This is a genomic window from Bradyrhizobium sp. 35, assembly GCF_023073215.1.
Classification (GTDB): domain Bacteria; phylum Pseudomonadota; class Alphaproteobacteria; order Rhizobiales; family Xanthobacteraceae; genus Bradyrhizobium; species Bradyrhizobium canariense_D.
In genome coordinates this window covers 59,932-83,194 of sequence record NZ_JADPJC010000029.1, presented here as the reverse complement: position 1 = coordinate 83,194, position 23,263 = coordinate 59,932, and the positions used below count along the sequence as shown (strand labels likewise).

Sequence of the window (23,263 nt, the reverse complement as noted above, 5' to 3'; positions counted from 1 at the left end):
CGGCTGCGCCGATGACGATCCTGATCGACAGGGATCAAGCTATATCGAGCCCGGCGCTGGTGCCGGGAGCGGGCGATCTGGCGCGCGAGCCCGGCGGCACCGAGCTCACGATCGGGTTGATCAACAACATGCCGGATCCGGCGCTGAAGGCGACCGAGCGGCAATTCATGAAGCTGCTGCAAGCCGCAGCAGGTCCGCGCCGCATCCGCTTTCACTGCTTCTCGCTGCCTTCGGTGAAGCGCTCGCCGGAAGCGAGATGGCATGTCGAGAGCGAATACTCGGAACTCACCGAGCTCAGACGCCACAGGTTCGACGGCCTGATCGTGACCGGCGCCGAGCCGATCGCGCCTGAGCTCGACCAGGAACCGTATTGGCGCGATCTCACCGAGCTGATCGACTGGGCCAAGGTCAACACGCGCTCGACGATCTGGTCGTGCCTCGCTGCGCATGCCGCGGTGCTGCATCTCGACCGCATCGAACGGCGGCCGCTGCCGGCCAAATGTCACGGCATTTTCGACTGCGAAGCCGTGACCAGGGATCCGCTGACGCGGGCCGCGCCCGCTCCCCTCAAGGTCTCGCATTCGCGTCTCAACGAGATCGCCGAGAGCGACCTCGTTGAGGCCGGCTACCAGGTGCTGACGCGTTCGGCAAAGGCCGGCGTCGATACCTTCGTCCGCCAATATGCCAGCCGATTCGTGTTCTTCCAGGGCCATCCGGAATATGACGCGCTGTCGCTTCAGCGTGAATATCTGCGCGACATCGGCCGTTATCTCGCGCGTGAGCGCGACAATTATCCGCATCTGCCCGTGAGCTATTTTGACGCTTCGACCGAAGAGAAGCTGGTCCGCTTCGAGAAACAGGCAAGGCACCAGCGCCACCCCGCGCTCAGCAACGAGCTGCCCGCGCTGAATTTGCGTGCCGATATTGCCGCGGGCAGCGCCGCGGCGGCATTGTTCCGGAACTGGCTGCAATATCTCGGCGCGGGGACCGACGCGTCGGTGCTTGCACGTTAGGTCGGGACGACGGCATCGACGTTAGGACTAACGAAGTGTGTAGCTTGCCTCGAGCGGCGCACGAATGCTTCAGTGACGGCGGGGCAGACAGGAAATGCGAGTCGTGTGGTCGGCACTCCAGGGACGCGTGAGCAATCGGCTGGCCCGGCACTTTCGTGCCGCGCCGCACCGTCTGCCCGCGCATGCGCCCATGGTGAGCTTCACCTTCGACGATGCCCCCGATAGCGCCGCAGGCGAGGGCGCCGAGCTTCTGGAGCAGCATGGCGGCCGCGGTACCTTCTATCTCGCGGGCAGCCTGGTCGATCGTCCCTCGGACCATTGGCACGGCCTGTCGAACGACGCGATCGTGCGGCTTCACCGGGCGGGGCACGAGATTGCGTGCCACACCTTCTCGCACCAGAGTGCGGTCAATCTCGACGAGACCGCCATGGCCCGCGAGATCGAGCGAAACCGCAGCCATTTTCGCGGCATCGATTCCTCGATCACGCTCGAAAATTTTGCTTACCCCTATGGCATCGCGTCGGTGTGGCGCAAGCCGCAGCTCGCCAAGACCTTCCGCTCGGCGCGCGGCATCCTTCCCGGCGTCAATCGCGACGTCATCGATCTCCAGTTCCTGCGGGCCTCGCCCCTGGTCGATCGCGAGATCAATACGACGGGTGTCGATGGCTATTTCGACGAGGCGGTCGAGAGCGGCGGATGGCTGATCTTCTACGGTCATGACGTCGCCAACGCGCCGAGCCCGTATGGCTGCACGCCGGACCTGATGCGCCATGCGCTGCAGGCCGCCGCGAGGCGCGACATGCCGATCGTGACGGTCGCGGAAGCGCTGCGGAGGATCGGGGCGTAAGAAAGTTTTCTTCCCACGAAGGGTGGAAGGCGGCGTCCTGCGGAGCAAACAGCCTTGCCACGCCTGCGCGGTCATGCGACTGGCCTTGTGACGAATCTCACGGCCTCACCCCGACATGCCCATGTCCTCTCCTTCCACCGCTCCGCTGCCTGCGCCGGCCCAGGGCCGCGATGCGCTGTCGGTGCTGCGTTCGGTGTTCGGCCTGCCCGGGTTCCGCGGCGCGCAGGGCGAGATCATCCGGCACGTCACCGGCGGCGGCAATTGCCTGGTGTTGATGCCGACCGGCGGCGGCAAGTCGCTGTGCTATCAATTGCCGGCGCTGCTGCGCGAAGGCTGCGGTGTCGTGGTGTCGCCCTTGATTGCGCTGATGCGCGACCAGGTCGCCGCCATGCTCGAAGCCGGGGTCAACGCGGCCGCGCTGAACTCGTCGCTGACCCCGCAGGAAGCCTCCGACATCGAGCGGCGCCTGATCGTGGGTGATCTCGACCTGCTCTATGTCGCGCCGGAACGGCTGCTGACGCCGCGCTGCCTGGCGCTGCTGGCGCGGGCGAAGGTGGCGCTGTTCGCGATCGACGAGGCGCATTGCGTCTCGCAATGGGGCCATGATTTCCGCCCCGAATATGTCGGCCTGTCGATCATCGCCGAGCGCTTTCCCGACGTGCCGCGCATCGCGCTGACCGCGACTGCCGACGAATTGACCCGCAAGGAGATCGTCGAGCGGCTTCAGCTTGCAGACAGTCCGCACTTCGTCTCCAGCTTCGATCGTCCCAACATCCGTTATGAGATCGTCGACAAGCGCAACGCGGTGTCGCAGCTCAAGGATTTCATCCGGGGGCGTCACGCAGGTGATGCGGGCGTCGTTTATTGTCTCTCCCGCAAACGGGTCGAGGAGGTCGCCGCGGCGCTCGACGACGCCGGCATTGCCGCATTGCCCTATCACGCCGGGCTCGACAGCAGCGTGCGCTCGCGCAACCAGGACCGCTTCCTCAACGAGGACGGCATCGTCATCGTCGCGACCATTGCCTTCGGCATGGGCATCGACAAGCCGGACGTGCGCTTCGTCGCGCATCTCGATCTACCCAAGAGCATCGAGGCCTATTACCAGGAGACAGGACGCGCCGGCCGCGACGGCAAGCCGTCGGCGGCCTGGATGGCCTACGGTCTCTCGGACATCGTGCAGCAGCGCCGCATGATCGACGAGTCGAGCGGCTCCGACGAATTCAAGCGGGTCTCGATTGGCAAGCTCGATGCGCTCGTTGGCCTCGCCGAAACGCCGCACTGCCGGCGCCGGCGGCTGCTCGCCTATTTCGGCGAGATCGTGATGGGCGAGGGCTGCGGCAATTGCGACAATTGCCTGACGCCGCCGAAAATGCGCGACGGCAGGGTGCTGGCGCAAAAACTGCTATCCTGTGCCTATCGCACCGGGCAGCGTTTCGGCGCGATGCACCTCATCGACGTGCTGATCGGACGCCTGACCGAGAAGGTGACGCAGTTCGGTCACGACAAGCTCACCGTTTTCGGCATCGGACGCGAGCTCAACGAGAAGCAGTGGCGTACGGTGCTGCGGCAGCTCGTGGCGATGGGACATTTGCTGAGTGACAGCGAATCGTTCGGCGCGCTGAAGCTGACGGATTCGTCGCGCGGCGTGCTGCGGGGCGAAACGGAAGTGTGGCTGCGCGAAGAGGCGCCCGGCGTCCGGATCCGTTCGAGCCGCGCCAAGTCCCGCCGCGGTGATCTGGCCCCGGCAGCCGACGCGCCGCAGGGCGATGTCGATCCTGAATTGCGCGCGCGGCTACGAGCGTGGCGCTCGGACATTGCCCGCGCACGTGGCGTGCCGGCCTACGTCGTGCTGCATGACGCCACCATCGACGGCATCGTTCGCGCATGGCCGACCACGCTGGACGAACTGCGCAATGTGCCCGGCATCGGAGACAAGAAGCTCGAGCATTACGGCGACGAGCTGCTGCAGATCGTCAGGACGCGGTAGGGCGCGGGCACACCTCCGCCGTCATCCCGGACAAGCGCAGCGAAGCGGAGCGCCGATCCGGGATCCATAGCCACGGGCCGTAGGAAAAGGCACGCTGACTGCCTCAGCGTGTTTCAACAATTGGCAGTCGGGGTAATCGGTCCTGGCTTTCGCCAGGACGACACTCGTCGGGAGGTGCGCGCCGCCTCACATCACCGACGCGCTAGCCGTTCCGGAACGCATATCCATAGCCGTTCAGCGCCGGCGCGCCGCCGAGATGGGCGTAGAGGATCTTTGCGCCCTTCTCGAAATAGCCCTTCTGCGTGAGATCGATCAGGCCCTGCATCGACTTGCCCTCGTAGACGGGGTCGGTGATCATGGCTTCGAGACGCGCGGTGAGGCGGATTGCCTCCTTGGTTTCTTCCGACGGCACGCCGTAGGCGGGATAAGCATAATCCTCGATCAGCACGACGTCGTCGGCGACGAGATCCTTGCCGAGCTCGACGAGCTTGGCCGTGTTCTGTGCGATCGAGAGCACCTGCGCCTTGGTCTGCGCCGGGGTGAAGGAGGCGTCGATGCCGATCACCTTTCGCGCGCGGCCATCGGCGGCGAAGCCGACCAGCATGCCGGCATGGGTCGAGCCGGTGACGGTGCAGACCACGATGTAGTCGAACTTGAAGCCGAGTTCGGCTTCCTGCTTGCGCACTTCCTCGGCGAAGCCGACATAGCCGAGGCCGCCGAATTTGTGCACGGAGGCGCCGGCGGGAATCGCATAGGGCTTGCCGCCCGCCGCCTTCACCTCCTCGATCGCGTCCTCCCAGCTCTTGCGGATGCCGATGTCGAAGCCGTCGTCGACCAGGCGCACGTCGGCGCCCATGATGCGCGACAGCATGATGTTGCCGACGCGGTCATAGACGGCGTCCTCGTGCGGCACCCAGGCCTCCTGCACCAGGCGGCACTTCATGCCGATCTTGGCCGCGACGGCCGCGATCATGCGGGTGTGGTTGGACTGCACGCCACCGATCGAGACCAGCGTGTCGGCGTTCGAGGCGATCGCGTCGGGGATGATGTATTCGAGCTTGCGCAGCTTGTTGCCGCCATAAGCGAGGCCGGAATTGCAGTCCTCGCGCTTGGCATAGACCTCGACATTGCCGCCGAGATGCTTTGACAGCCGCTCCAGCTTCTCGATGGGCGTCGGACCAAAGGTCAGCGGATAGCGCGCGAATTTTTCGAGCATCGTCAGGTCATCCCGATTGGCGTTAATGTCTCCAAAAATGCTAGCATCGCTCTGCAAAAAGGTGCTTTCAAATATTGCGCCTCTATTGCGGATGATCTTGCGATAATGGACGAGATGTGTGGTATTCCTTTCGGACTAGGTACTAAGAACGGAAGCTTCTTCCATGTCCGCTCGTCTTGATCGTGTCGACCTTAAGATGTTGCGATTGCTGCAAAATAACGGCCGGCTCAGCAACGCCGAGCTGGCCGAAACCGTCGCCATCAGTCCCGCCACCTGCCATCGCCGCACCCAGCGCCTGTTCGAGCACGGCTTCATCGCCGCCGTCCGCGCCATCGTCGCGCCGAAGAAGGTGGCAAAGGGTACGCTGGTGATGGTCGGGGTCGTGCTCGACCGTTCGACGCCGGAGAGCTTTGCGATCTTCGAGCAGGCGATCACCAGGCTGAAATTCGTGCTCGACTGTCACCTCGTCGCCGGCGACTTCGACTATTTCCTCAAGATCCGCGTCGGCGACATGGAGGACTTCAACCGTATCCACGGCGAGCAACTGATCGCGCTGCCCGGCGTGCGCCAGACCCGCACCTTCTTCGTGATGAAGGAAGTCGTCGACAACGCGCCGCTGGAGTTTTGAGCGGCCTCACAACGCTTGTTCGACGATGCCGTCCGCGACCTGCTCCCGGCCGGCGTCCTCCGGCCGCATCGCGATCACCGCGATCAGCCCGAGGCCGACGCCGATCATCACATAGAAGATCGGCGCCAACGGGGAGCCGGTGAGCGCGATCAGCCATGTCACGAAGAACTGGGCAAAGCCGCCGAATACCAGCACCGCGACATTGTTGACGATGGCAAGCGCGGTCGAGCGGACCCGGATCGGGAACAGCTCGACCAGCGTGGTGCAGTAGACGCCGAGGAAGAAGGCGCTGAAGCAGCCGATGACGACCTGGGCGACCAGGAGCTTTGCGATCGACGGCTCGGAGATCACCCAGCTATAGAGCGGATAGAGCGAGACGAAATAGCCGATGAGCGAGACCAGCAGCAGCGGCTTGCGCGGGTAGCGGTCGGAGATGGCGCCGGCAATGGGGACGACGATCACCATCACGATCGCCGCGATCATCTGAACCAGGAAGCTCTGCATCAGCGGCAGCTTCAGCACCTCCTTGGCGTACGTCACGGTGTAGCCGAAGGTGACGTAGAACGACACGGCGCTCGCCACCACCATGCCCATGCCGATCAGGAAATTGCGGCCGGGATTCTTCAGCGCGGCGATGAAATCCTCCTTGTGCACCGTCGCCATGCTGCGCCGGGACGCTTCGGGCTCGATGACGCTGGCGCGCATATAGAGCAGGATCGGAACGATCACGAGGCCGACGAAGAAGGGAATACGCCAGGCGCCGGCGGCAAGCTGCTCCTGCGTGAAGGTCAGCGTCAGGGCGGCGCCCAGCACTGCGCCGAGCACGTTGGCCATGAGCTGGCCGGCGATCTGCCACGAGCCATAGAAGCCGGTGCGGCCGGGAGGCGCCGCTTCGATCAGATAGGCGGTCGAGGTACCGAACTCGCCGCCGACCGAAAAGCCCTGTAACAGCCGCGCCAGCAGCACGATCAGGGGTGCCCCAATGCCGGCCGTGGCGTAGGTCGGCGTCAATGCCAACAGCGCGACCGACAGCGCCATGATGCCCATGCCGAGCGTCATCGCCGCTTTCCGCCCCTTGCGATCGCCGAAATAGCCGAGCACGAGGCCGCCGATCGGTCGCATGAAGAAGCCGGTGCCGAACAGCGCGGTCGTCAGCAGTAGCGCGTTGATCTCACTGCCCGGAATTTTCGGGTCGACCGGAAAGAACAGGTTCTTGATGACCGGTGTCATCAGCGCGAACACGGTGAAGTCGTACCACTCCATTGCGTTGCCGGCGACCGCGGCCACGATGGCTTTCCTGTTCGTCTGCATCTCTCGCTTGCCTGTCCGGTTGCGCCTATTCGGCGAGTTGATGGGTGGCGTCGGCATCCTGCCATTCGTCGCCAACGAGTTCCGGCGTTGCGAAGGCCTTGAGGTTGGCGAAATGAATCTCGCGATCCTCGACGAAGAGGCGGCGGACGATGCCGCGCGCGAGCCGGTCGGCGCCCTCGCTGATCGCGGGAATATCGCCGGAAAGCTTTCCGTGGCTCAGCGTCGCCGGATAGTTGAAACAGTGCAGCCGTGCCAGCATCGGGCAGGCGCCTGACTGCTTCTCCAGGAACTGAAAGCTGTCGCCGAGGTCGGGCGAGTTTTCCAGCTCCGCATTGTCCATGCCGTCAGGCGTCGGGAAGCGGTCGCTCCAGAAGCGGATATGCGGCGCAAACGCGGCAAGCTCGTCGCGCAACGCGAGGTCGACCTTGAAGCCGGTTCCGAAGATGATGAAGTCGGTCGCATAGCGGCCCTTCGGCGTCGTCACCATGAGATGATCCTCTTTGACGACGAGATCATCGATCGGACTTGCGAGATGGAAATGCGCCTGCGGATAGGCGGAGACGCGCAGCACGCTCTGCCGCGGCGGCGGCGTCTGCGCTTTCAGCGTGTGATCGAGGAAGCGCCATTTCCAGTCGTCCGTCAGGCCGGCAAAGCCGTGCACGACCCCTTGGCTGCCGATACCGGTGAACTTGTTGACGCGCGGGATGTCCGCGCGCCGGATGAAGAGGTCGAGGCGCGCGGCGCCCGACTCCAGCGCCATCGCCGCGTTGTCCATCGCGGATGCGCCCGCGCCGACGACGGCGACGCGCTTGCCGCGGAGCTTTTCGAAGTCGATAGGATCGGCGGAATGCGCCCAGAAGCGCCGGTCGATGCCGTCGGCGAGCGGCGGCACGTAAGCGCCGCCGAGGCCGTCGCGCCCCGTCGCCAGCACGACATGCCGGGCGAGAATGTGTCGCGACGTGCCGCTCTCGCTGATGTCGAGAGCGAACAATTCATCGGGGCGCGCGTGGATACGCGCAACCGAGACCCCGTTGCGGACCGGCAGGCCCAGCACTTTGCGGTACCATATCAAGTAATCCATCCATACCGTGCGCGGCGCGCGGTCGAGCGCCTGCCACGCCTGCTCGCCATATTGCGCTTCGTAGAAGGCGCGGAAGGTCAGCGCCGGCATGCCCATCGCGGGGCCGGTCAATTCCTTGGGCGAGCGCAGCGTCCGCATCCGCGCGAACGTGACCCAGGGACCTTCCTCGCCTGCGCACGCGCGGTCGAGCACGAGCTGGTTGTCGACGCCGAGACGCTTGAGCATGGCGGAGGCGACAAGGCCGGCCATGCCGGCACCGACGATGACGACGTCGAAGACACCCTCGCCATCGACGACGCGGCGGGGCACCCATGACTTGGCGGGCAGTTCGAGCCAGGCCAGATCCTGCTTCAGGCGCGCTTCAAGTGCCCCGAGGCCCGCCGCACCAGGTGTCATCGTCATGAGGAAGCTTTCTCGAATTGACTGGTTTCGTCGCCGGCCTCGGCTAGCGCGGTGGCGCCGCTATGCAGCCTTGCGCCCGGCATCAGCGCGACCGCGGCGCGCAGTGCGCCGTTGAGTGCGGCAACCGTTGGCGTCGGCTCGCGCCCGGTCGGCGCAATCGCGGCGAACAGGAACGAAATGGACACGTCCAACGGCCGGGTGACGACGCCTTCAACCGGCAGGCTGGACGTCAGCACCGGCTCGACCACGGCGATGCCGAGCGACTGCTTGGCCATGGCAATCGCCGTCAGGGAAGCGTTGGTATCGATGACCCCAGCGGGCACGACACCTTCACGCTCCAGCGCCTCCTCCACGCGGCGGCGAAGCCGGTAGGGGTTGGCCATCGTCAGCAGCCGGACGCCACCAAGGTCCTTCAGGCGAATGACCTTCTTCTTCGCCAGCGGGTGATCCAACGCGAGGCACGCAACGCACGGCACCTCGCAGACCCACTGCACGTCGAGCCCGGGATGCTGGATCGGCAGGCTCGCAAGACCGAAATCGACCGACTGCGACAGCACCGATTGCACCACATTCTCGGCCGAGAGCGCCTGCACGTGGATCTGGCTTGGTAGCAACTCGCGTTCGAGCGCTGCGAGCGCAGCCGGGACGAAGCCGGCCGCCAGCGCCGGGATCGCCGCCAGGCTGAGCACGGGAAGCGCACCCGCGCCGATCGCGTTGGCGCGCTGGCGGATGTGCTTCAGGCCCATCAGAAGCCGCTCGACCTCGGCATGAAACAAGACGCCTTTCGGCGTCGGGCTGATGCGCGGGCCATTCCGGGTGAACAGGAGATAGCCGACGTCAGCCTCGAGATCCTGGATCTGACGCGTCGTGACCGGCTGCGAACGGCCGAGCAACCGTGCCGCACCCGTGATGCTGCCGGCCGACATCACGGCGGCAAAGGCCTCGAGAAGGCGAATGTCGATAACGTCCTGGTTCATGGTCTGGTGCCCGCATTATGCGAATATAGAATGAACAATATTTCTTGATGTGCAATAGGCATTATGAGAAGTTGAGGGTCATGTCGATGGAGCCGAACCCCTTTCGCCACCACAATCCGGCCGGACCGGCCTATCGGCGCGGCTGGGTCGATGAGGCCGTGGCGGCGATCGAGGCCGACCAGTGCCGCACCGCCGACACGCATCTGATCCGGCTGATCGTGCCGGCGCTATCAGGCATCGACATCTATCTGAAGGACGAGTCCACGCATCCGACCGGCAGCCTGAAGCACCGGCTCGCGCGCTCGCTCTTCCTCTACGCGCTCTGCAACGGCCACATCCGCGAAGGCACGCCCGTGGTGGAAGCCTCGTCGGGATCGACCGCGGTGTCGGAAGCCTATTTCGCACAGATGATCGGCGTGCCCTTCTATGCCGTGATGCCGCGGACGACATCGGCGGAGAAGATCGCCGCGATCGAGCATTATGGCGGCAACTGCCATCTGATCGATGACGGTCGTGCACTCTATGCGGAAGCGGCGGCGCTCGCCGCCCGCCTGAACGGCCACTATATGGACCAGTTCACTTTCGCCGAGCGCGCCACCGACTGGCGCGGCAACAACAACATCGCCGAATCGATCTTCACGCAATTGAAGGGCGAGACGCGTCCGTTGCCGGACTGGATCGTGATGGGGGCGGGCACCGGTGGCACCTCGGCCACGCTCGGACGCTATTTGCGCTATCGCCAGTACCCGACGCGGCTCTGCGTTGCCGATGTCGAGCATTCCGCCTTCTTCGACTGCTTCCGCTCGCAGGACCGCTCCCATGTTTGCGAGCGGCCTTCGCTGATCGAAGGCGTCGGTCGGCCCCGCTGCGAACCCTCCTTCGTGCCGGGCGTCGTCGATCGCATGATGAAGATCCCGGATGTCGCAACGATCGCAGCGATGAACGTGCTGTCGCGCCGGCTCCGCCGGCCAGTCGGCGGCTCGACCGGCACCAATTTCCTGGCGCTGTGCCGCATTGCCTCGGAGATGAGCAGCGCCGGTCAAACCGGATCGCTGGTCACGCTGATCTGCGATTCCGGCGAGCGCTACCGGCAGACCTATTATGATCCCACGTGGCTGAAAGCTCGCGGCCTTGATCCGATGCCGATCGAGGCTGCCCTGTCGGCGTTTCTCGATACGGCGCAGCCGCCGGCGCTCGCCGTCGAGGACGTCGCCAATCCACAGAGCTCGCGGAGCAATGCTTGACCACGCTGATCGAAACCATTGTCGGCGTGCCCGCGGCGTCGCGGCTCGGCCACGCTCTGAACGCCCGCACCGAGATTTTGCGCCTCAGCGAAGCGGCCCATGACGCGGTGCTGCTGCCGCGCGAGCCCGGCGGTCTGAGCCACGGCTTGCGGGCGGCACTCGCGGCGCGGATGTGCCGTCATGTCGGCGACGGGGCGCTGATCGCGCATTACGAATCCTACCTGGCGCATTCGAGCGATCTTGATTTGGCCGTGCTCACCCGGCCCGGCGGTGTGTGCGGCGATCCTCTTCACGATGCCATGGCCCGCCACGTCGATCTGCTGACGCTTTCGCCGCGCGAGGCGACGCGACAGGACATTGCGGCGCTGAAGGTGGCCGGCGTCAGCGAGGCCGATATCGTGCGGCTGTCCGAGCTTGGCGCCTTCGTGAACTACCAGCTGCGGGTCCTGGCCGGCCTCAGGCTCCTGAAAGAGGTCGAAGCCTGATGAGCGAGGTCGTCCATAGCTTCACCACCACGGTCCCGACCTGGTCGCCTTATGTCACGCCAGTCGAGCTCGCCTCGGCAACGCCCGAGCAGCTCGCGGCGATGAAGGTCACCCCCTCCAACAAGGGCGTCTCGCCTTACGTGCTGACGCTGGCGCATGACCCGGAGTCGCTCGCGGTGCGCTCGCCGCTGTTCAACCTCATTATGTATGGCAAGGACGGCCTGTCCCCGGCGGAGCGCGAGCTCGGCGCGCTGAGTGCCTCGGTCGTCAACCGCTGCATCTATTGCGCCGCCGTGCACGCCTCACGCTTCATCAATTACTCCGGGCGCAAAGAGGTCGTCGAGGAGATCTTTGCCGACGAGCGCGATGCCACGCTGGAGACGCGCCAGCAGGCATTGTTCAATTTCGCTACAAAACTCTCGACGACTCCGATCGAAGCGAGCGCAGACGATGCGCACGCACTTGGCGAGGCCGGGCTGAGCGAGCTTGAGCAGCTCGACCTGGTGCTGTCGGCCGCGATCTTCGGCTGGGCCAACCGGCTGATGCATACGCTGGGCGAGCCGCTGGTGCGGCCGGAAGCATCGTAACCGACGCCATCGGCTCGCCCCAAACCGAATGTCACGGCAACTTCACTTGCCTTGCGAGCGCCTGCGGGCGAGTTTCGCGGCTTCTTAACGAGGAGACCTGCCGTGCGCCTTCCCATTCTCGATCCGAAAGACCTGAGTGCCGAACAGAAGCCGCTCTATGACGACATGCGAGCGGGCATCAAGGACCACTTCAAGGGCTTTGTGAACATGCGCGACGACGGCGCGCTGCTCGGGCCCTGGAATCCATGGATCCGCGAGCCGCGCTTCGGCAAGCCTGTGTGGGAGCTGGTCAAGGCGATCGCGGCGAACCCGCTGCTGCCGGCTCCGGTGCGTGAGGTCGCGATCCTCGTCACCGGTTCGCATTTCCGCTCCGGCTACGAGCTCTATGCGCATGTGCTGGTTGCCGAGCAGCGCGGCCTCTCCGACGAGAAGCTCGCGACCATCGTCGCCGGACAGCGGCCGGTCGATCTCACCAAGCAGGAAGCCGTCACCTACGACGTGGCGTCCGCATTGGTCAGCGGCGGCGTGCTGCCGGAACTGACTTATCGGGCCGCGGTCAAGGAATTCGGCGAGCACGGTGCGGCCGAACTGTCCTATCTCGTCGGCGTTTACTGCATGGTGTCGGTCACGCTGAACACGTTCGACGTGCCGGTGCCGGACTGACCACACTGCCCCAGCTGCTGGACTGGACGGAAGCGTCACGGTACCCTGCCGCCGCCATGGCGATGCATTCGCCGGTCACGATCGAAGTGCAATGAAGAGGGAACGACAGCCATGGACACGTCACGCCGCATCCTGCTCGCCGGACTGGCGGGACTCGCCGTTGCGCCGACCGCCGCTGGAGCCGCGCCCTCGACCGCGGCCGATGATGTGACGGTCGCCGAAGAGCGCTTTGCGCGCATGATCGCAGCTGCGCATGCGCCCGAAATCACCTGCGCGCGACAGGCCGAGCGTTATGCGGATGCGCATTGGCCAAACTACGTCGCGGCGGCGCGTTCCGTCATCGGGGCAAGAGCGTGAGGCATTCTCTTTCCTCTCCCGTTGCGGGAGGCGGCAACACCAGGTGCTTCACGTCCCCACCGCCCGCCTGACCTGCTCACCGATCTGCGACAGCACGAGCTGCGCCTGCGGCAGAATTGCGCCCATGGCGTGGAAATTGTGGACCATGCCCTCGTGGCAGACGTGCTCGACCGTGACGCCCGCAGCGAGCAGCTTGCGGGCATAGGCATTGCCCTCGTCGCGCATCGGGTCGAACTCCGCGGTGTGAATGATGGCGGTCGGCAAGCCCGCAAGCCGTGTCGCGCGCAAGGGCGAGATGCGGGGATCGGCAGCGTCCAAGGCTTCGGGCAGATAGTCGGCGAGATCGGCTTCGATCGTGACGCGGTCGATCAGGTGGCCCTCGGCGAACGCCTCGCGCGAAGGCGAGGCCTCCTCGAAATCCAGCACCGGGCAGATCAGGCATTGCGCGACGATGGAAAGACCAGCTGTCTGCGCCGCCTCCTGACACACGATCGCAGCGAGCGTTGCACCGGCGGAATCGCCGCCGAGCACCAGACGCCCGGCGTCGATGCCGAGCGATGCGGCCTCGCGCGCCACCCATTCGGTGGCAGCAATCGCATCGTCCACGGCGGCGGGGAATTTGTGCTCTGGCGCCAGCCGGTAATCGACCGAGACGAGGCGGCAACCGGTCGCATGTGCCAACGCCGCCGCGATGCGGTCATGCGTGGCGATGCTGCCGGCAACGAGCCCGCCGCCGTGAAAGAACACGAAGCCGGGCGCGCGATCATCGGCGCCTGCGGGTGAATAGAGACGATAGGGCAGCGCGCCGCCGGGACCAGGCAGCACGCCGTCGGACGTCGGCACGTCAGGCGCATCGGCGCGCGCAAACTGCATCAGCTTTGCCAATGATTGCCGCCGTGCTTCCACGCTCGGCCGGCTCCGTGCCTGCGGCGCAGCCGCAGCCATCATGGTCAACAAGCGCTTTGCGAGCGGATCGAGCGGCATGGTGCTTCCTTTCCCCTCGCGGGAGGGTAACTCACCATTTTCCCGCAGGGAATCATTTACAAATTGCGCCCAATAGTGGCGCTATAATGCGGCACCACGCCAAGGGAGAGGCCGGTCATGGCCGAGATCAAAAAGCCCATCGAATATTCGCCGAGCTGGACCTTCTTCGAGGGCAAATGGCACGACGGCAATGTGCCGATCATGGGCCCGCGCACGCATGCGGCCTGGCTCGGCTCGGTCGTGTTTGACGGCGCGCGGGCGTTCGAAGGCGTCGCGCCTGATCTCGACCGCCACGTCGCCCGCGCCAATCAATCCGCGATCAACTTTGGCCTGAAGCCGGTGGTCGATTCCGGAACCTGGATGACACTCGCAAACGAGGGCATCGCACGCTTCGCGCCGAATGCCGAGCTCTACGTTCGTCCGATGTACTGGGCGCGGAACGGCGCGGGCGGCGGCGTGCTGTTCGACCCCGAGACCACCGATTGGTGCCTGTGCATCTACGAGGCGCCGATGCCAAAGCCGGTCGGCAACGCGATCACGCTGTCGCCGTTCCGCAGGCCCACCGCCGAATGCGCCCCGGTTGAGGCCAAGGCCGCCTGTCTCTATCCGAACAATTCGCGCGCGCTTGCCGAGGCCGCCTCGCGCGGCTTCCAGAACGCGCTGATGCTCGACATGCTCGGCAACGTCGCGGAGTTCGGCAATTCCAACGTGTTCATGGCCAAGGACGGCGTGGTCTACACGCCGGTGCCGAACGGCACCTTCCTCAACGGCATCACCCGCCAGCGCGTCGTCAGCCTGCTTCGCGCCGACGGCGTCACCGTGGTCGAGAAGACGCTGCGTTACGCCGACTTCCTCGCCGCCGACGAGATCTTTTCGACCGGCAATTTCGCAAAAGTCGCGCCGGTGATCCGCATCGACGATCGCGAGCTGCAGCCGGGCCCGCTCTACACGCGCGCGCGCAAGCTCTATTGGGACTTTGCCCACGCAGTGAAGCTGGCGGCGTAGCTTCCCCACCTTCGCCGGTACGACGGCGGAGTTGTGGCAGCAAGGCGCGTTAGCGCGTGGCAGGAACCCCTACTCGTCCTTCTTCGACATCCGCTCGAGGCGTTCCTGCATGTCCTTCATCTGCTGGCGCAGATCGTCGATATTGCTGTCCTTTGGGGCTTCGGCGGCCGGCTCGGGCGCCGGCTCCGCGGAGCCCGCGGGGCGGGCTGCGCCGGGCGCGAAAGGCTTGAACATCGAGAAGGTCTGCTGGAACAGCTCCATGTTGCGGCGGACCTGTTCCTCCAGCGGCGCAAACGGGGTTCCCGACAGCGAGGTGGCGATCTGCTTGCGGAACTTCTCCTGCTCCTGAGTGAGCGAGGCGATGGCCTGCTCCAGATATTTCGGCACCACCATCTGCATGCTGTCGCCGTAGAAGCGGATCAGCTGGCGCAGGAAGGTGGTCGGGAGCAGGTTCTGGCCGGCCTTGTTCTCCTGCTCGAAGATGATCTGGGCAAGCACGGAGCGGGTGATGTCGTCGCCAGTCTTGGCGTCGTAAACCAGGAAATCTTCGCCATCCTTGACCATGGCGGCGAGGTCTTCCAGCGTCACGTAAGTGCTCGTCCCGGTGTTATAGAGCCGGCGGTTCGCGTATTTCTTGATCGTGGTGGGTTGGTCTGATTTCGCCATGGGCTCTCACTTGCAAGCGCGGAGAACGGGAACCTGACGGGCTATGCCGCAGGGCGGGAAGAGTACGCAACGCAACAAAATAAGCATTTTCAAAGGGGTCACGCTACCGTTTTGTGCGCCACGGTTAATCGGGCAGCAAAAACGTGCTTGCGAAAGCGCCAAGAACGCTATTTTGAATGCGCTGCGGGATGAATTCGGCCACCGGCCGATTGACATGCCTCAACGACGTTAACAGGATGCCGTCCGAGACTGGCGAGCCGTTTCCCCAGCCCCGTCTGCCCCCATTCAACCCAGGAGATGCCCATGTCAGACGATGTCGTCATCGTCAGCGCCGCCCGCACCCCGGTCGGAAGCTTCAACGGAGCGTTCGCAACCCTTCCCGCCCATGATCTCGGCGCCATTGCCATCAAGGCCGCGCTGGAGCGCGGCGGCATCGAGCCCGGCCGGGTCTCCGAAGTCATCATGGGCCAGATCCTGACCGCCGCCCAGGGCCAGAACCCGGCCCGTCAGGCTTCGATCAATGCCGGCATTCCGGTCGAGAGCCCGGCCTGGGGTGTCAACCAGCTCTGCGGCTCGGGCCTGCGCACCGTTGCGCTCGGCTATCAGGCGCTGCTCAACGGCGATTCCGAGATCGTGGTCGCCGGCGGCCAGGAATCCATGAGCATGGCTCCGCACGCCCAGTACCTGCGTGGCGGCGTCAAGATGGGTGCAGTCGAATTCATCGACACCATGATCAAGGACGGTCTGTGGGACGCCTTCAACGGCTATCACATGGGCAACACCGCCGAGAACGTCGCGCGGCAGTGGCAGATCACCCGCGCCCAGCAGGACGAGTTCGCGGTCGCCTCGCAGCAGAAGGCCGAGGCCGCGCAGAAGGCCGGTAAATTCAACGACGAAATCGTTCCCGTCACCATCAAGGGACGCAAGGGCGATGTCGTCGTCAGCGCCGACGAATATCCGCGCCATGGCGCAACGGTCGACGCGATGGCGAAGCTTCGTCCCGCCTTCGAGAAGGACGGCACGGTCACCGCGGGCTCGGCGTCCGGCATCAACGACGGCGCTGCTGCCGTGGTGCTGATGACCGCCAAGCAGGCCGCCAAGGAAGGCAAGAAGCCGCTCGCGCGCATCGTGTCCTGGGCGCAGGCGGGCGTCGATCCGAAGATCATGGGCTCGGGCCCGATCCCGGCCTCGCGTGCCGCGCTGAAGAAGGCCGGCTGGAACGTCGGCGATCTCGACCTGATCGAGGCCAACGAAGCCTTCGCTGCGCAAGCCTGTGCCGTCAACAAGGACCTCGGCTGGGATACCTCCAAGGTCAACGTCAACGGCGGCGCGATCGCGATCGGCCATCCGGTCGGTGCCTCCGGCGCCCGCGTGCTGGTGACGCTGCTCCACGAGATGCAGAAGCGCGATTCGAAGAAGGGCCTCGCCACGCTGTGCATCGGTGGCGGCATGGGTATCGCGATGTGTGTGGCGCGCGACTGAGATAGTTGACGCGTCATTTGCGCGTGCGCTGCACACGTGACTGAGTGCGTTGCACGCGATTAAAAAGGCAGCGGTTGCAAATCAAATATTCTTCGCAACCGTACAAGCCTCGACTAAAGAGAAACGCCCGGCTCGACGCCGGGCGTTTTGTTCTTGATGTCCGTCAAACGTCCCCCATAATCCGCACTTAAAAACGATCACTCAGAAACGTCCGAAGAGTCCAAGGGAAGGAAATACGATATGGCACGTGTTGCATTGGTGACGGGTGGTACGCGGGGCATCGGAGCTGCGATCAGCAAAGCGCTGAAGGCGGCCGGCTACAAGGTTGCGGCGAGTTATGCCGGCAACGACGCGGCGGCGGAGAAGTTCAAGGCCGAGACCGGCATCGCCGTCTACAAATGGGACGTCAGCAGTTTCGATGCATGCGCCGAGGGCGTGAAGAAGGTCGAGGCGGACGTCGGGCCGATCGACGTGCTCGTCAACAATGCCGGCATCACCCGCGACACCGCCTTCCACAAGATGACGCTCGAGCAGTGGAACGCCGTCATCAATACCAATCTCGGTTCGCTGTTCAACATGACGCGTCCCATCATTGAAGGCATGCGTGCGCGCAAGTTCGGCCGCATCATTTCGATCTCGTCGATCAACGGCCAAAAGGGACAGTTTGGCCAGGTCAACTATTCCGCGGCGAAGGCCGGTGACATCGGCTTCACCAAGGCACTTGCGCTCGAGAACGCCAAGGGCGGCATCACCGTCAACGCGATCTGCCCCGGCTACATCAACACCGAAATGGTGCAGGCAGTGCCAAAGGACGTCCTGGAAAAGAACGTGATCCCGCAGATCCCGGTTAACCGGCTCGGCGAACCGGAAGAGATCGCACGTGCGGTCGTGTTCCTGGCGGCGGACGAGGCCGGCTTCATGACCGGCTCGACGCTGACCATCAATGGCGGCCAATATCAGGCCTGATGGCGCCCATTCTCTTGGCGCAACGTCGCTGAGGCAAAATATGTAGCTTCAGTCGCGACAAGGCGATAGTGAGGACGAAAATGCCCGGCCTTGTGCCGGGCATAAACGTCCTCAGAGCCTTTGATCGATGACTCCCCGCACCGCAACGCTGATCGGATTGACCGCGATCCTGATGTGGTCGCTGCTGTCAGTGATGACGGTGGCGACCGGAAAGATCCCGGCATTCCAGCTGGCCGCGATGACGTTCGCGATCGGCGGGCTCGTCGGCCTGCTCACCTGGATCGGCCGCGGCGCAGCGGCCAAAAGCCTGCGTCAGCCGCTGGTCGTGTGGATCGTCGGTGTCGGCGGACTGTTCGGCTATCACGCGCTGTATTTCCTCGCGCTGCGCTTTGCGCCACCGGCTGAAGCCGGCCTGCTGAATTATCTGTGGCCGCTCCTGATCGTGCTGTTCTCGTCGTTTCTGCCGGGCGAGCGGCTTGCCGTGCATCACGTCGTTGGCGCCCTGCTCGGCCTCGTCGGCACCGTGCTGCTGTTCGCCGGTAACACCTCGGGCTTCACGCAGGGACAATTGCCGGGTTTGGCCGCGGCCTTCATCGCAGCGTTCGTGTGGGCGATCTATTCGGTGTTGTCGCGGCGACTGAAGGCGGTGCCGACCGATGCGGTCGCGGGATTCTGCCTCGCCACCGCGGTGCTCGCCGCGCTGATGCATGGACTGCTTGAAACCACGGTGTGGCCGGACACGACGCTGCAATGGCTCTCCGTCATCGCGCTCGGCATCGGTCCCGTCGGTGCTGCGTTCTACGCCTGGGACATCGGCATGAAGCGTGGCGACATCCGCGTGCTCGGCGCCGCCTCCTATGCGACGCCGCTGCTCTCGACCGGCTTCCTCATCGCCGCTGGCTTTGCCAATGCCAGCGCCAACATCACCATCGCCGCGATCCTGATCGCCGGCGGCGGCCTGATTGCGGCGAAGGACATGTTGCTGCGGAAGCGGTAGCATCATTGCCGGCGCAAGCCGAAGCGACAGGGCCTTAGGGCTCCCAGCCCTTCGGCGCGAGCTCGAACTTCGCGAACTCGAAGGCGGGCGCCACGGTGCAGCCGACCAGGGTCCACTCGCCGGTGGTCTCTGCCGTCTGCCACGCATCGGCCGGCACGATCGCCTGTGGCCGCTCGCCGTTCAACAGGTCCGTACCGAGCCGTACCTCGTGCTGGGAGCAGCCTTCGTGCGCTATCCGCAGGGTCAGCGGGCTGCCGGCGTAATAGTGCCAGCTCTCGACAGCATCGATGCGATGCCAGTGCGAACGCTCGCCGCGCGCCAGCAGAAAATAGATCAGGGTCGAGCGCGCGCGGCCGTTGGCGTCGGTGGTCTGGTCGCGAAACGTCTCTCGGTAATGCCCGCCTTCGGGATGCGGGCGGAGTTCGAGGCGCGCGATGATCTCGGCTGCGGTCGGCATCGATTCCCGTCAGGATCTGTTCTTCAAGACTTGTTCTTGCGCTCGCGCAGCTCGCCGAACACCGCGGTGGCATCCGCGCCCTTCATGTGCAGCCTGGCTGCGATCGAGGGTTCGTCGGCGCGCAGGAACACGTTTGTCCGCTTCTCGTCACCAAGCAGCGCGGGAATGGTCGGCTTGTTCTCGGCCCGCAGCCTCGCCACCTCCGCCGCGCGCGACTGCAGCGCCGCATTGTCGGGGTCGACGGTCAGCGCGAACTTGACGTTGGAGGCCGTGTATTCATGGCCGCAATAGAGCTTGAAGTCGTCGGGCAGGGCACGCAGCTTCAGAAGCGAATCCCACATCATCGGATAGGTGCCCTCGAACACGCGGCCGCAGCCGATCGAGAACAGCGTGTCGGCGGCGAACAGCGCTTTGTCGGTGTCGAACACATAGGAGATGTGGTCGAGCGTGTGGCCGGGCGTCTCCAGTACGCGCCCCAGCAAGCTGCCGACCCTGACGATTTCGGCATTGGCGACGCGCAGGTCGACGTCTGCGATCTCCGTCGTCTTGTCATGCGGCGCGACGACGCGGCAATTGTATTTCTGCTTGAGTTCGGCGACCCCGCCGACATGATCGCCATGATGATGGGTGATCAGAATGTCGGTGAGCTGCCACCCCTCGCGCTCGAGCGCCCTCACGATGGGGCCGGCCTCCGGCGCGTCGATCGACGCCGTCGCCTTGGTTTCCACATCGTGGATGAGGTAACCGAAATTGTCGTTTAAACAGGTGAAAGTACGAATTTCGGCGGCCATGTCATCTCCGATCGCGCTCAGCTCCGTCAGACAAATATGGCGTTAACGTTGCGCAGGCAATGCAATATTCCGCGCGCGGGGGCCGCCTCGTGCATGTTACATTGCGATCATGACCATTGATGTCGTCGACCTCCGCGAGTTCTACTCCCGTCGCCTCGGGATTGTGGCGCGGCAAATGATCAATCGCGGCATTCGGGAGCGCTGGCCGCGCGTCGATGGCCAGCGGGTGCTCGGCTTCGGCTATCCCACGCCCTATCTCGGGTTGTTCCGCGAGGACGCGGAGCGCTGCATCGCCTTCATGCCCTCGGCCCAGGGCGTCCTGAAATGGCCCACCGGACGGCCGGCGCTTGCCTCGCTGGTGGACGAGTTCTCGCTGCCGCTTCCCGACGCCGCGGTCGATCGCATCCTGCTGGTCCACGCACTGGAAATGTCGGACGATCCGGCCGCGCTGCTACGCGAGGCATGGCGCGTGCTGTCGCCGTCCGGTCGCGTGATTGCGGTCATCCCGAACCGGCGCGGGGTGTGGACCCGCACCGACAGCACGCCGTTCGGTCACGGCCGGCCCTATTCGCGTTCGCAGATCACGGACCTGTTGCGCCAGACCTGGTTCACCCCGACCGCCTGGGGCGAGGCGCTGTTCATGCCGCCCTATGCCGGGGGCTGGGTGCTGAAATCCGCACAGATGTGGGAGCGGGCCGGCGCGGCGCTGTCGCTGCCCTTCGCCGGCGTGCACATCGTCGAGGCGACCAAGCAGGTCTACCGCGCGATCCCCGCCAAGCGCGAGCGGGCGCGGCTCATTCCATCACTGGCGAAGCCGGTGCTGGTACCATCCTCGACGACGGCGACGCGCGGCTAAAAACAAATCGTCCCGGACATGCCGGGACGATTCGGGTCAGGACATCTGGCGCAAGATGTCCGGCGAAAGGCTTACTCGCCGGGAGCCACTTCGTCGCTTGAGGCGGCCGGAGCGGCTTCGCGCTCGGGGCGCGGGCCATTCGGGCGGCGGCGCCGCCGCGGAAAGCGCTCGCCACCACCACCTTCGAAGCCGGCCTGGCCGGGCGCGCCACCGCTCACCTGCGGCTGCGGGCCGGTGATGAAGGAAGGCAAACGATCGACGCTGACGGCGTCGGCGACGACGGGCTGAGGCTGGTTCAGCGGTAGCGGTTGCGGCTGGGGCTGATATTGCGGCTGCGGACGATGGTCGCGTTCGCGATGCTCGCGCGGCTGCTGGTTGTCGCGCTGATAAGCATGGTTGTCGCGGGGCTGATGATCACGCGGCTGATGATCGCGCGGGCCGTCGCGGTCGCGGGTGAAGGGCGGCGGTGGCGGCTGTGGGACAAAACCCGGTTCCTGGCCGAAATTCGAGAAATTCTCGCCGTCGTCCTCGCCGTCGTCACCGCTGTTGTTGCTGATGGGCTCGTCGCCGCGCGGTTGCTGGTTCTGCCGGAACTGTTCCTGAGCCGTCGCGATCAGACGAAAATAATGCTCGGCATGCTGGTAGTAGTTCTCGGCCGCAACGGGGTCTCCGGAGGAGCGCGCGTCGCGCGCGAGCTGGAGATACTTTTCAGCAATATGCGAAGCCGTGCCGCGGATCTTGATGTCAGGTCCGTTGGACTCGTAGACCCGGGTCATCGGGTTCTGGCCGCGCCGGTTATTATTGTTGTTATTGTTATTATTATTGTTGCGGTTGCGCATCCGCTGCTTGTTCTGACCGTTTCTCATGTCCTGCCTTTAATTCCAGCCCTAAAGGTTGCACGCATTACTGATTGCCGAGAGTGACCTGATGACAGCGGTTCACATCGCTTGCGCGCAACCGCACGCAAGAGCGGATTGATCCCTGCCGATGTTCGTCGACCGTCGCGTTCAACAAAAGACGCGTTCCCCACCGCCAGCATCCATCGCCAGCGAACCCATTCATATCGCCTGCCGAAACAAGCCCTGCTTTGTTGCGTAAGTCTTCAAGCGCAATATCAGGCTTTCGTTCACGTTGCGGTCGGTAAGCAGCGCAGCTCAAATGGCCATCGCGCTCAACAGGACCTGCGGCTTGGAACCATTATCAGTAAGCTCTCGCCCGAGAGCCCGGCTTTCGCCCGTAGGTCTACGGGGCCGGCACCGATGTGTTGATAGGAAGGTAGTCGTTCCCAAGGGATATTCCAAGAGGTTTTTTGCAGCCCAATCCGGCTTTTATGGGGGCATTTTCCGGGCCGAAACCGCCCGTGGGATGCCCGCCAGATCGGCCTTGGGCGGCCTGTCCACGACCAACGCGGCAGCCGTCATCAAGGTTTCAATATTGCGGGCCTGGCCCTGTCCGGCCTCGACGATCAGTGCTCCGCCGGGAGCGAGACGTTCAGTCGCCTGCGGGATCAGGGCGCGATAGGCGTCGTAACCGTCATTGCCGCCGTCGAGCGCCAGGTGCGGATCGTGCTCGCGCACCTCGATGCTCAATTTCGGAATTTCGGCCGACGGGATATAGGGCGGATTCGACACGACGAGGTCGAACGGGCCGCGGAGCGCCGCTGCGTAGGAGCAGCCGACGAAGCTGGCGCGGTCGGCGAGGCCAAGAGCCGCGGCGTTGTCTCTGGCGGTCTTGAGCGCGGTCAGACTGAGATCGGTGCCGACGCCGACGGCGCCGGGAATTTCGTGCAGCAGCGCGAGCAGGATGGCGCCGGATCCGGTGCCGATATCGGCGATGCACGGGCGCCGTCCCGAATTCGTAAGCCCATGAAAGATCTCGAGCGCCAGTTCGACCACGGCCTCGGTATCCGGCCGCGGGACCAGCGTCGCCTCGGATAGCTGGAACGGCAGGCCCCAGAATTCCCGAGCGCCGAGAATGCGGGCGACGGGCTCATGCGCGAGCCGGCGCTGCGCATACGCTTCCAGCCGCGCAGCCTCTTCAGGCGCGAGTTGTCGGCCCGCCTGCGTCACCATCCCGGTCAGATCAAGCCTCAGCGCAGCTCCGACGAGCAGGCGCGCATCGAGGGCGGGCTGCTCGATGCCGGCCGATTGCAGCCGTGCCGCAAGCACGCGCCGCGCACTCTCGATGCTGTGTCCTGGATCGAAATCTGTCGCCAATGGAACCATCCTGCCTAGCATCGTGGATAGATCGGCTGGCTTGCT

At 64.7% G+C, this 23,263-nt stretch carries 24 protein-coding genes; 14 read left to right on the top strand and 10 right to left on the bottom strand.

Translation table 11 applies throughout. From position 1 onward, the window contains the following. Positions 1-11: 11 nt before the first annotated feature. The 3 genes from IVB36_RS05870 (at position 12) to recQ (ending at position 3,847) form a co-directional block, all read left to right on the top strand. A complete protein-coding gene (locus IVB36_RS05870) occupies positions 12-1,013 on the top strand; it encodes a homoserine O-succinyltransferase (RefSeq protein ID WP_018452864.1) in 1,002 nt (333 codons plus the stop codon). A 103-nt stretch (positions 1,014-1,116) separates the two neighbouring features. After that, positions 1,117-1,860 carry a polysaccharide deacetylase family protein gene (locus tag IVB36_RS05865; protein ID WP_026232410.1) on the top strand — a complete coding sequence of 248 codons (744 nt, stop codon included), beginning with the start codon at positions 1,117-1,119 and terminating at the stop codon, positions 1,858-1,860. 121 nt (positions 1,861-1,981) lie between these two features. After that, positions 1,982-3,847, top strand: a complete 1,866-nt coding sequence (recQ, locus tag IVB36_RS05860) for a DNA helicase RecQ (RefSeq protein WP_018452866.1) — start codon at positions 1,982-1,984, stop codon at positions 3,845-3,847. A gap of 202 nt (positions 3,848-4,049) precedes the next feature. On the opposite strand, the gene IVB36_RS05855 is transcribed toward recQ, so the two are convergent. After that, positions 4,050-5,063: a 1-aminocyclopropane-1-carboxylate deaminase gene (locus IVB36_RS05855; RefSeq protein ID WP_085348408.1), complete on the bottom strand. Its 1,014-nt coding sequence runs from the start codon at positions 5,061-5,063 to the stop codon at positions 4,050-4,052. A gap of 163 nt (positions 5,064-5,226) precedes the next feature. Between IVB36_RS05855 and IVB36_RS05850 the strand changes: the two genes are divergently transcribed. Next, a complete protein-coding gene (locus IVB36_RS05850) occupies positions 5,227-5,691 on the top strand; it encodes an Lrp/AsnC ligand binding domain-containing protein (RefSeq protein WP_026232411.1) in 465 nt (154 codons plus the stop codon). 6 nt (positions 5,692-5,697) lie between these two features. On the opposite strand, the gene IVB36_RS05845 is transcribed toward IVB36_RS05850, so the two are convergent. Genes IVB36_RS05845 through IVB36_RS05835 form a run of 3 tightly spaced genes read right to left on the bottom strand, consistent with a single transcriptional unit; the run spans position 5,698 to position 9,462 of the window. Continuing rightward, a complete protein-coding gene (locus tag IVB36_RS05845; protein ID WP_026232412.1) occupies positions 5,698-7,002 on the bottom strand; it encodes a citrate-proton symporter in 1,305 nt (434 codons plus the stop codon). Positions 7,003-7,027: 25 nt separating this feature from the next. Next, positions 7,028-8,485, bottom strand: coding sequence for an NAD(P)/FAD-dependent oxidoreductase (locus tag IVB36_RS05840; protein WP_018452870.1), 1,458 nt, complete (start codon positions 8,483-8,485; stop codon positions 7,028-7,030). After that, positions 8,482-9,462 (bottom strand): LysR family transcriptional regulator, encoded by a 981-nt coding sequence (locus tag IVB36_RS05835; RefSeq protein ID WP_018452871.1) that lies wholly within the window; start codon positions 9,460-9,462, stop codon positions 8,482-8,484. Before IVB36_RS05835 ends, IVB36_RS05840 begins: the two co-directional genes overlap by 4 nt. 86 nt (positions 9,463-9,548) lie before the next feature. Here IVB36_RS05835 and IVB36_RS05830 point away from each other — a divergent pair, with 86 nt between their 5' ends. The 5 genes from IVB36_RS05830 (at position 9,549) to IVB36_RS05810 (ending at position 12,798) form a co-directional block, all read left to right on the top strand. Then, positions 9,549-10,706 (top strand): PLP-dependent cysteine synthase family protein, encoded by a 1,158-nt coding sequence (locus IVB36_RS05830; protein ID WP_039798756.1) that lies wholly within the window; start codon positions 9,549-9,551, stop codon positions 10,704-10,706. Further along, positions 10,703-11,191, top strand: a complete 489-nt coding sequence (locus IVB36_RS05825) for a hypothetical protein (protein WP_018452873.1) — start codon at positions 10,703-10,705, stop codon at positions 11,189-11,191. The genes IVB36_RS05830 and IVB36_RS05825 overlap by 4 nt, the downstream gene beginning before the upstream one ends. Then, positions 11,191-11,778 (top strand): peroxidase-related enzyme, encoded by a 588-nt coding sequence (locus IVB36_RS05820; protein WP_018452874.1) that lies wholly within the window; start codon positions 11,191-11,193, stop codon positions 11,776-11,778. Before IVB36_RS05825 ends, IVB36_RS05820 begins: the two co-directional genes overlap by 1 nt. A 102-nt stretch (positions 11,779-11,880) precedes the next feature. Further along, positions 11,881-12,441, top strand: a complete 561-nt coding sequence (locus IVB36_RS05815; RefSeq protein ID WP_018452875.1) for a carboxymuconolactone decarboxylase family protein — start codon at positions 11,881-11,883, stop codon at positions 12,439-12,441. 111 nt (positions 12,442-12,552) lie between these two features. Further along, positions 12,553-12,798, top strand: a complete 246-nt coding sequence (locus tag IVB36_RS05810) for a hypothetical protein (RefSeq protein ID WP_018452876.1) — start codon at positions 12,553-12,555, stop codon at positions 12,796-12,798. A 48-nt stretch (positions 12,799-12,846) separates the two neighbouring features. Here IVB36_RS05810 and IVB36_RS05805 read toward each other — a convergent pair whose 3' ends face one another. Beyond that, positions 12,847-13,782, bottom strand: coding sequence for an alpha/beta hydrolase (locus IVB36_RS05805; RefSeq protein ID WP_018452877.1), 936 nt, complete (start codon positions 13,780-13,782; stop codon positions 12,847-12,849). A 117-nt stretch (positions 13,783-13,899) separates the two neighbouring features. Here IVB36_RS05805 and IVB36_RS05800 point away from each other — a divergent pair, with 117 nt between their 5' ends. Next, a complete protein-coding gene (locus tag IVB36_RS05800) occupies positions 13,900-14,787 on the top strand; it encodes a branched-chain amino acid aminotransferase (protein WP_018452878.1) in 888 nt (295 codons plus the stop codon). A 69-nt stretch (positions 14,788-14,856) separates the two neighbouring features. On the opposite strand, the gene phaR is transcribed toward IVB36_RS05800, so the two are convergent. Continuing rightward, positions 14,857-15,453, bottom strand: coding sequence for a polyhydroxyalkanoate synthesis repressor PhaR (gene phaR, locus IVB36_RS05795; RefSeq protein ID WP_018452879.1), 597 nt, complete (start codon positions 15,451-15,453; stop codon positions 14,857-14,859). Between the two features lie 303 nt (positions 15,454-15,756). On the opposite strand from phaR, the gene IVB36_RS05790 reads away from it, so the two are divergent. The 3 genes from IVB36_RS05790 to IVB36_RS05780 all read left to right on the top strand — a co-directional run bounded on the left by IVB36_RS05790 (position 15,757) and on the right by IVB36_RS05780 (position 18,898). Then, the gene (locus tag IVB36_RS05790; RefSeq protein WP_018452880.1) at positions 15,757-16,935 is read left to right on the top strand and encodes an acetyl-CoA C-acetyltransferase; all 1,179 of its coding nucleotides are present in this window, start codon (positions 15,757-15,759) and stop codon (positions 16,933-16,935) included. Between the two features lie 240 nt (positions 16,936-17,175). After that, positions 17,176-17,901, top strand: a complete 726-nt coding sequence (gene phbB, locus IVB36_RS05785; RefSeq protein WP_018452881.1) for an acetoacetyl-CoA reductase — start codon at positions 17,176-17,178, stop codon at positions 17,899-17,901. A 127-nt stretch (positions 17,902-18,028) separates the two neighbouring features. Further along, positions 18,029-18,898 carry an EamA family transporter gene (locus IVB36_RS05780; RefSeq protein ID WP_018452882.1) on the top strand — a complete coding sequence of 290 codons (870 nt, stop codon included), beginning with the start codon at positions 18,029-18,031 and terminating at the stop codon, positions 18,896-18,898. 34 nt (positions 18,899-18,932) lie between these two features. On the opposite strand, the gene IVB36_RS05775 is transcribed toward IVB36_RS05780, so the two are convergent. Then, positions 18,933-19,355 carry a cupin domain-containing protein gene (locus IVB36_RS05775; RefSeq protein WP_018452883.1) on the bottom strand — a complete coding sequence of 141 codons (423 nt, stop codon included), beginning with the start codon at positions 19,353-19,355 and terminating at the stop codon, positions 18,933-18,935. 23 nt (positions 19,356-19,378) lie between these two features. Then, the gene (gene gloB / locus IVB36_RS05770; protein ID WP_018452884.1) at positions 19,379-20,146 is read right to left on the bottom strand and encodes a hydroxyacylglutathione hydrolase; all 768 of its coding nucleotides are present in this window, start codon (positions 20,144-20,146) and stop codon (positions 19,379-19,381) included. 109 nt (positions 20,147-20,255) lie between these two features. On the opposite strand from gloB, the gene IVB36_RS05765 reads away from it, so the two are divergent. Beyond that, positions 20,256-21,002 (top strand): methyltransferase domain-containing protein, encoded by a 747-nt coding sequence (locus tag IVB36_RS05765; RefSeq protein WP_007599158.1) that lies wholly within the window; start codon positions 20,256-20,258, stop codon positions 21,000-21,002. Between the two features lie 71 nt (positions 21,003-21,073). On the opposite strand, the gene IVB36_RS05760 is transcribed toward IVB36_RS05765, so the two are convergent. After that, positions 21,074-21,868, bottom strand: coding sequence for a DUF4167 domain-containing protein (locus IVB36_RS05760; RefSeq protein ID WP_018452885.1), 795 nt, complete (start codon positions 21,866-21,868; stop codon positions 21,074-21,076). 462 nt (positions 21,869-22,330) lie between these two features. Beyond that, entirely contained in the window at positions 22,331-23,227 is an 897-nt protein-coding gene (gene prmC, locus IVB36_RS05755; RefSeq protein ID WP_018452886.1) for a peptide chain release factor N(5)-glutamine methyltransferase, read from the bottom strand. Positions 23,228-23,263: the final 36 nt, after the last annotated feature.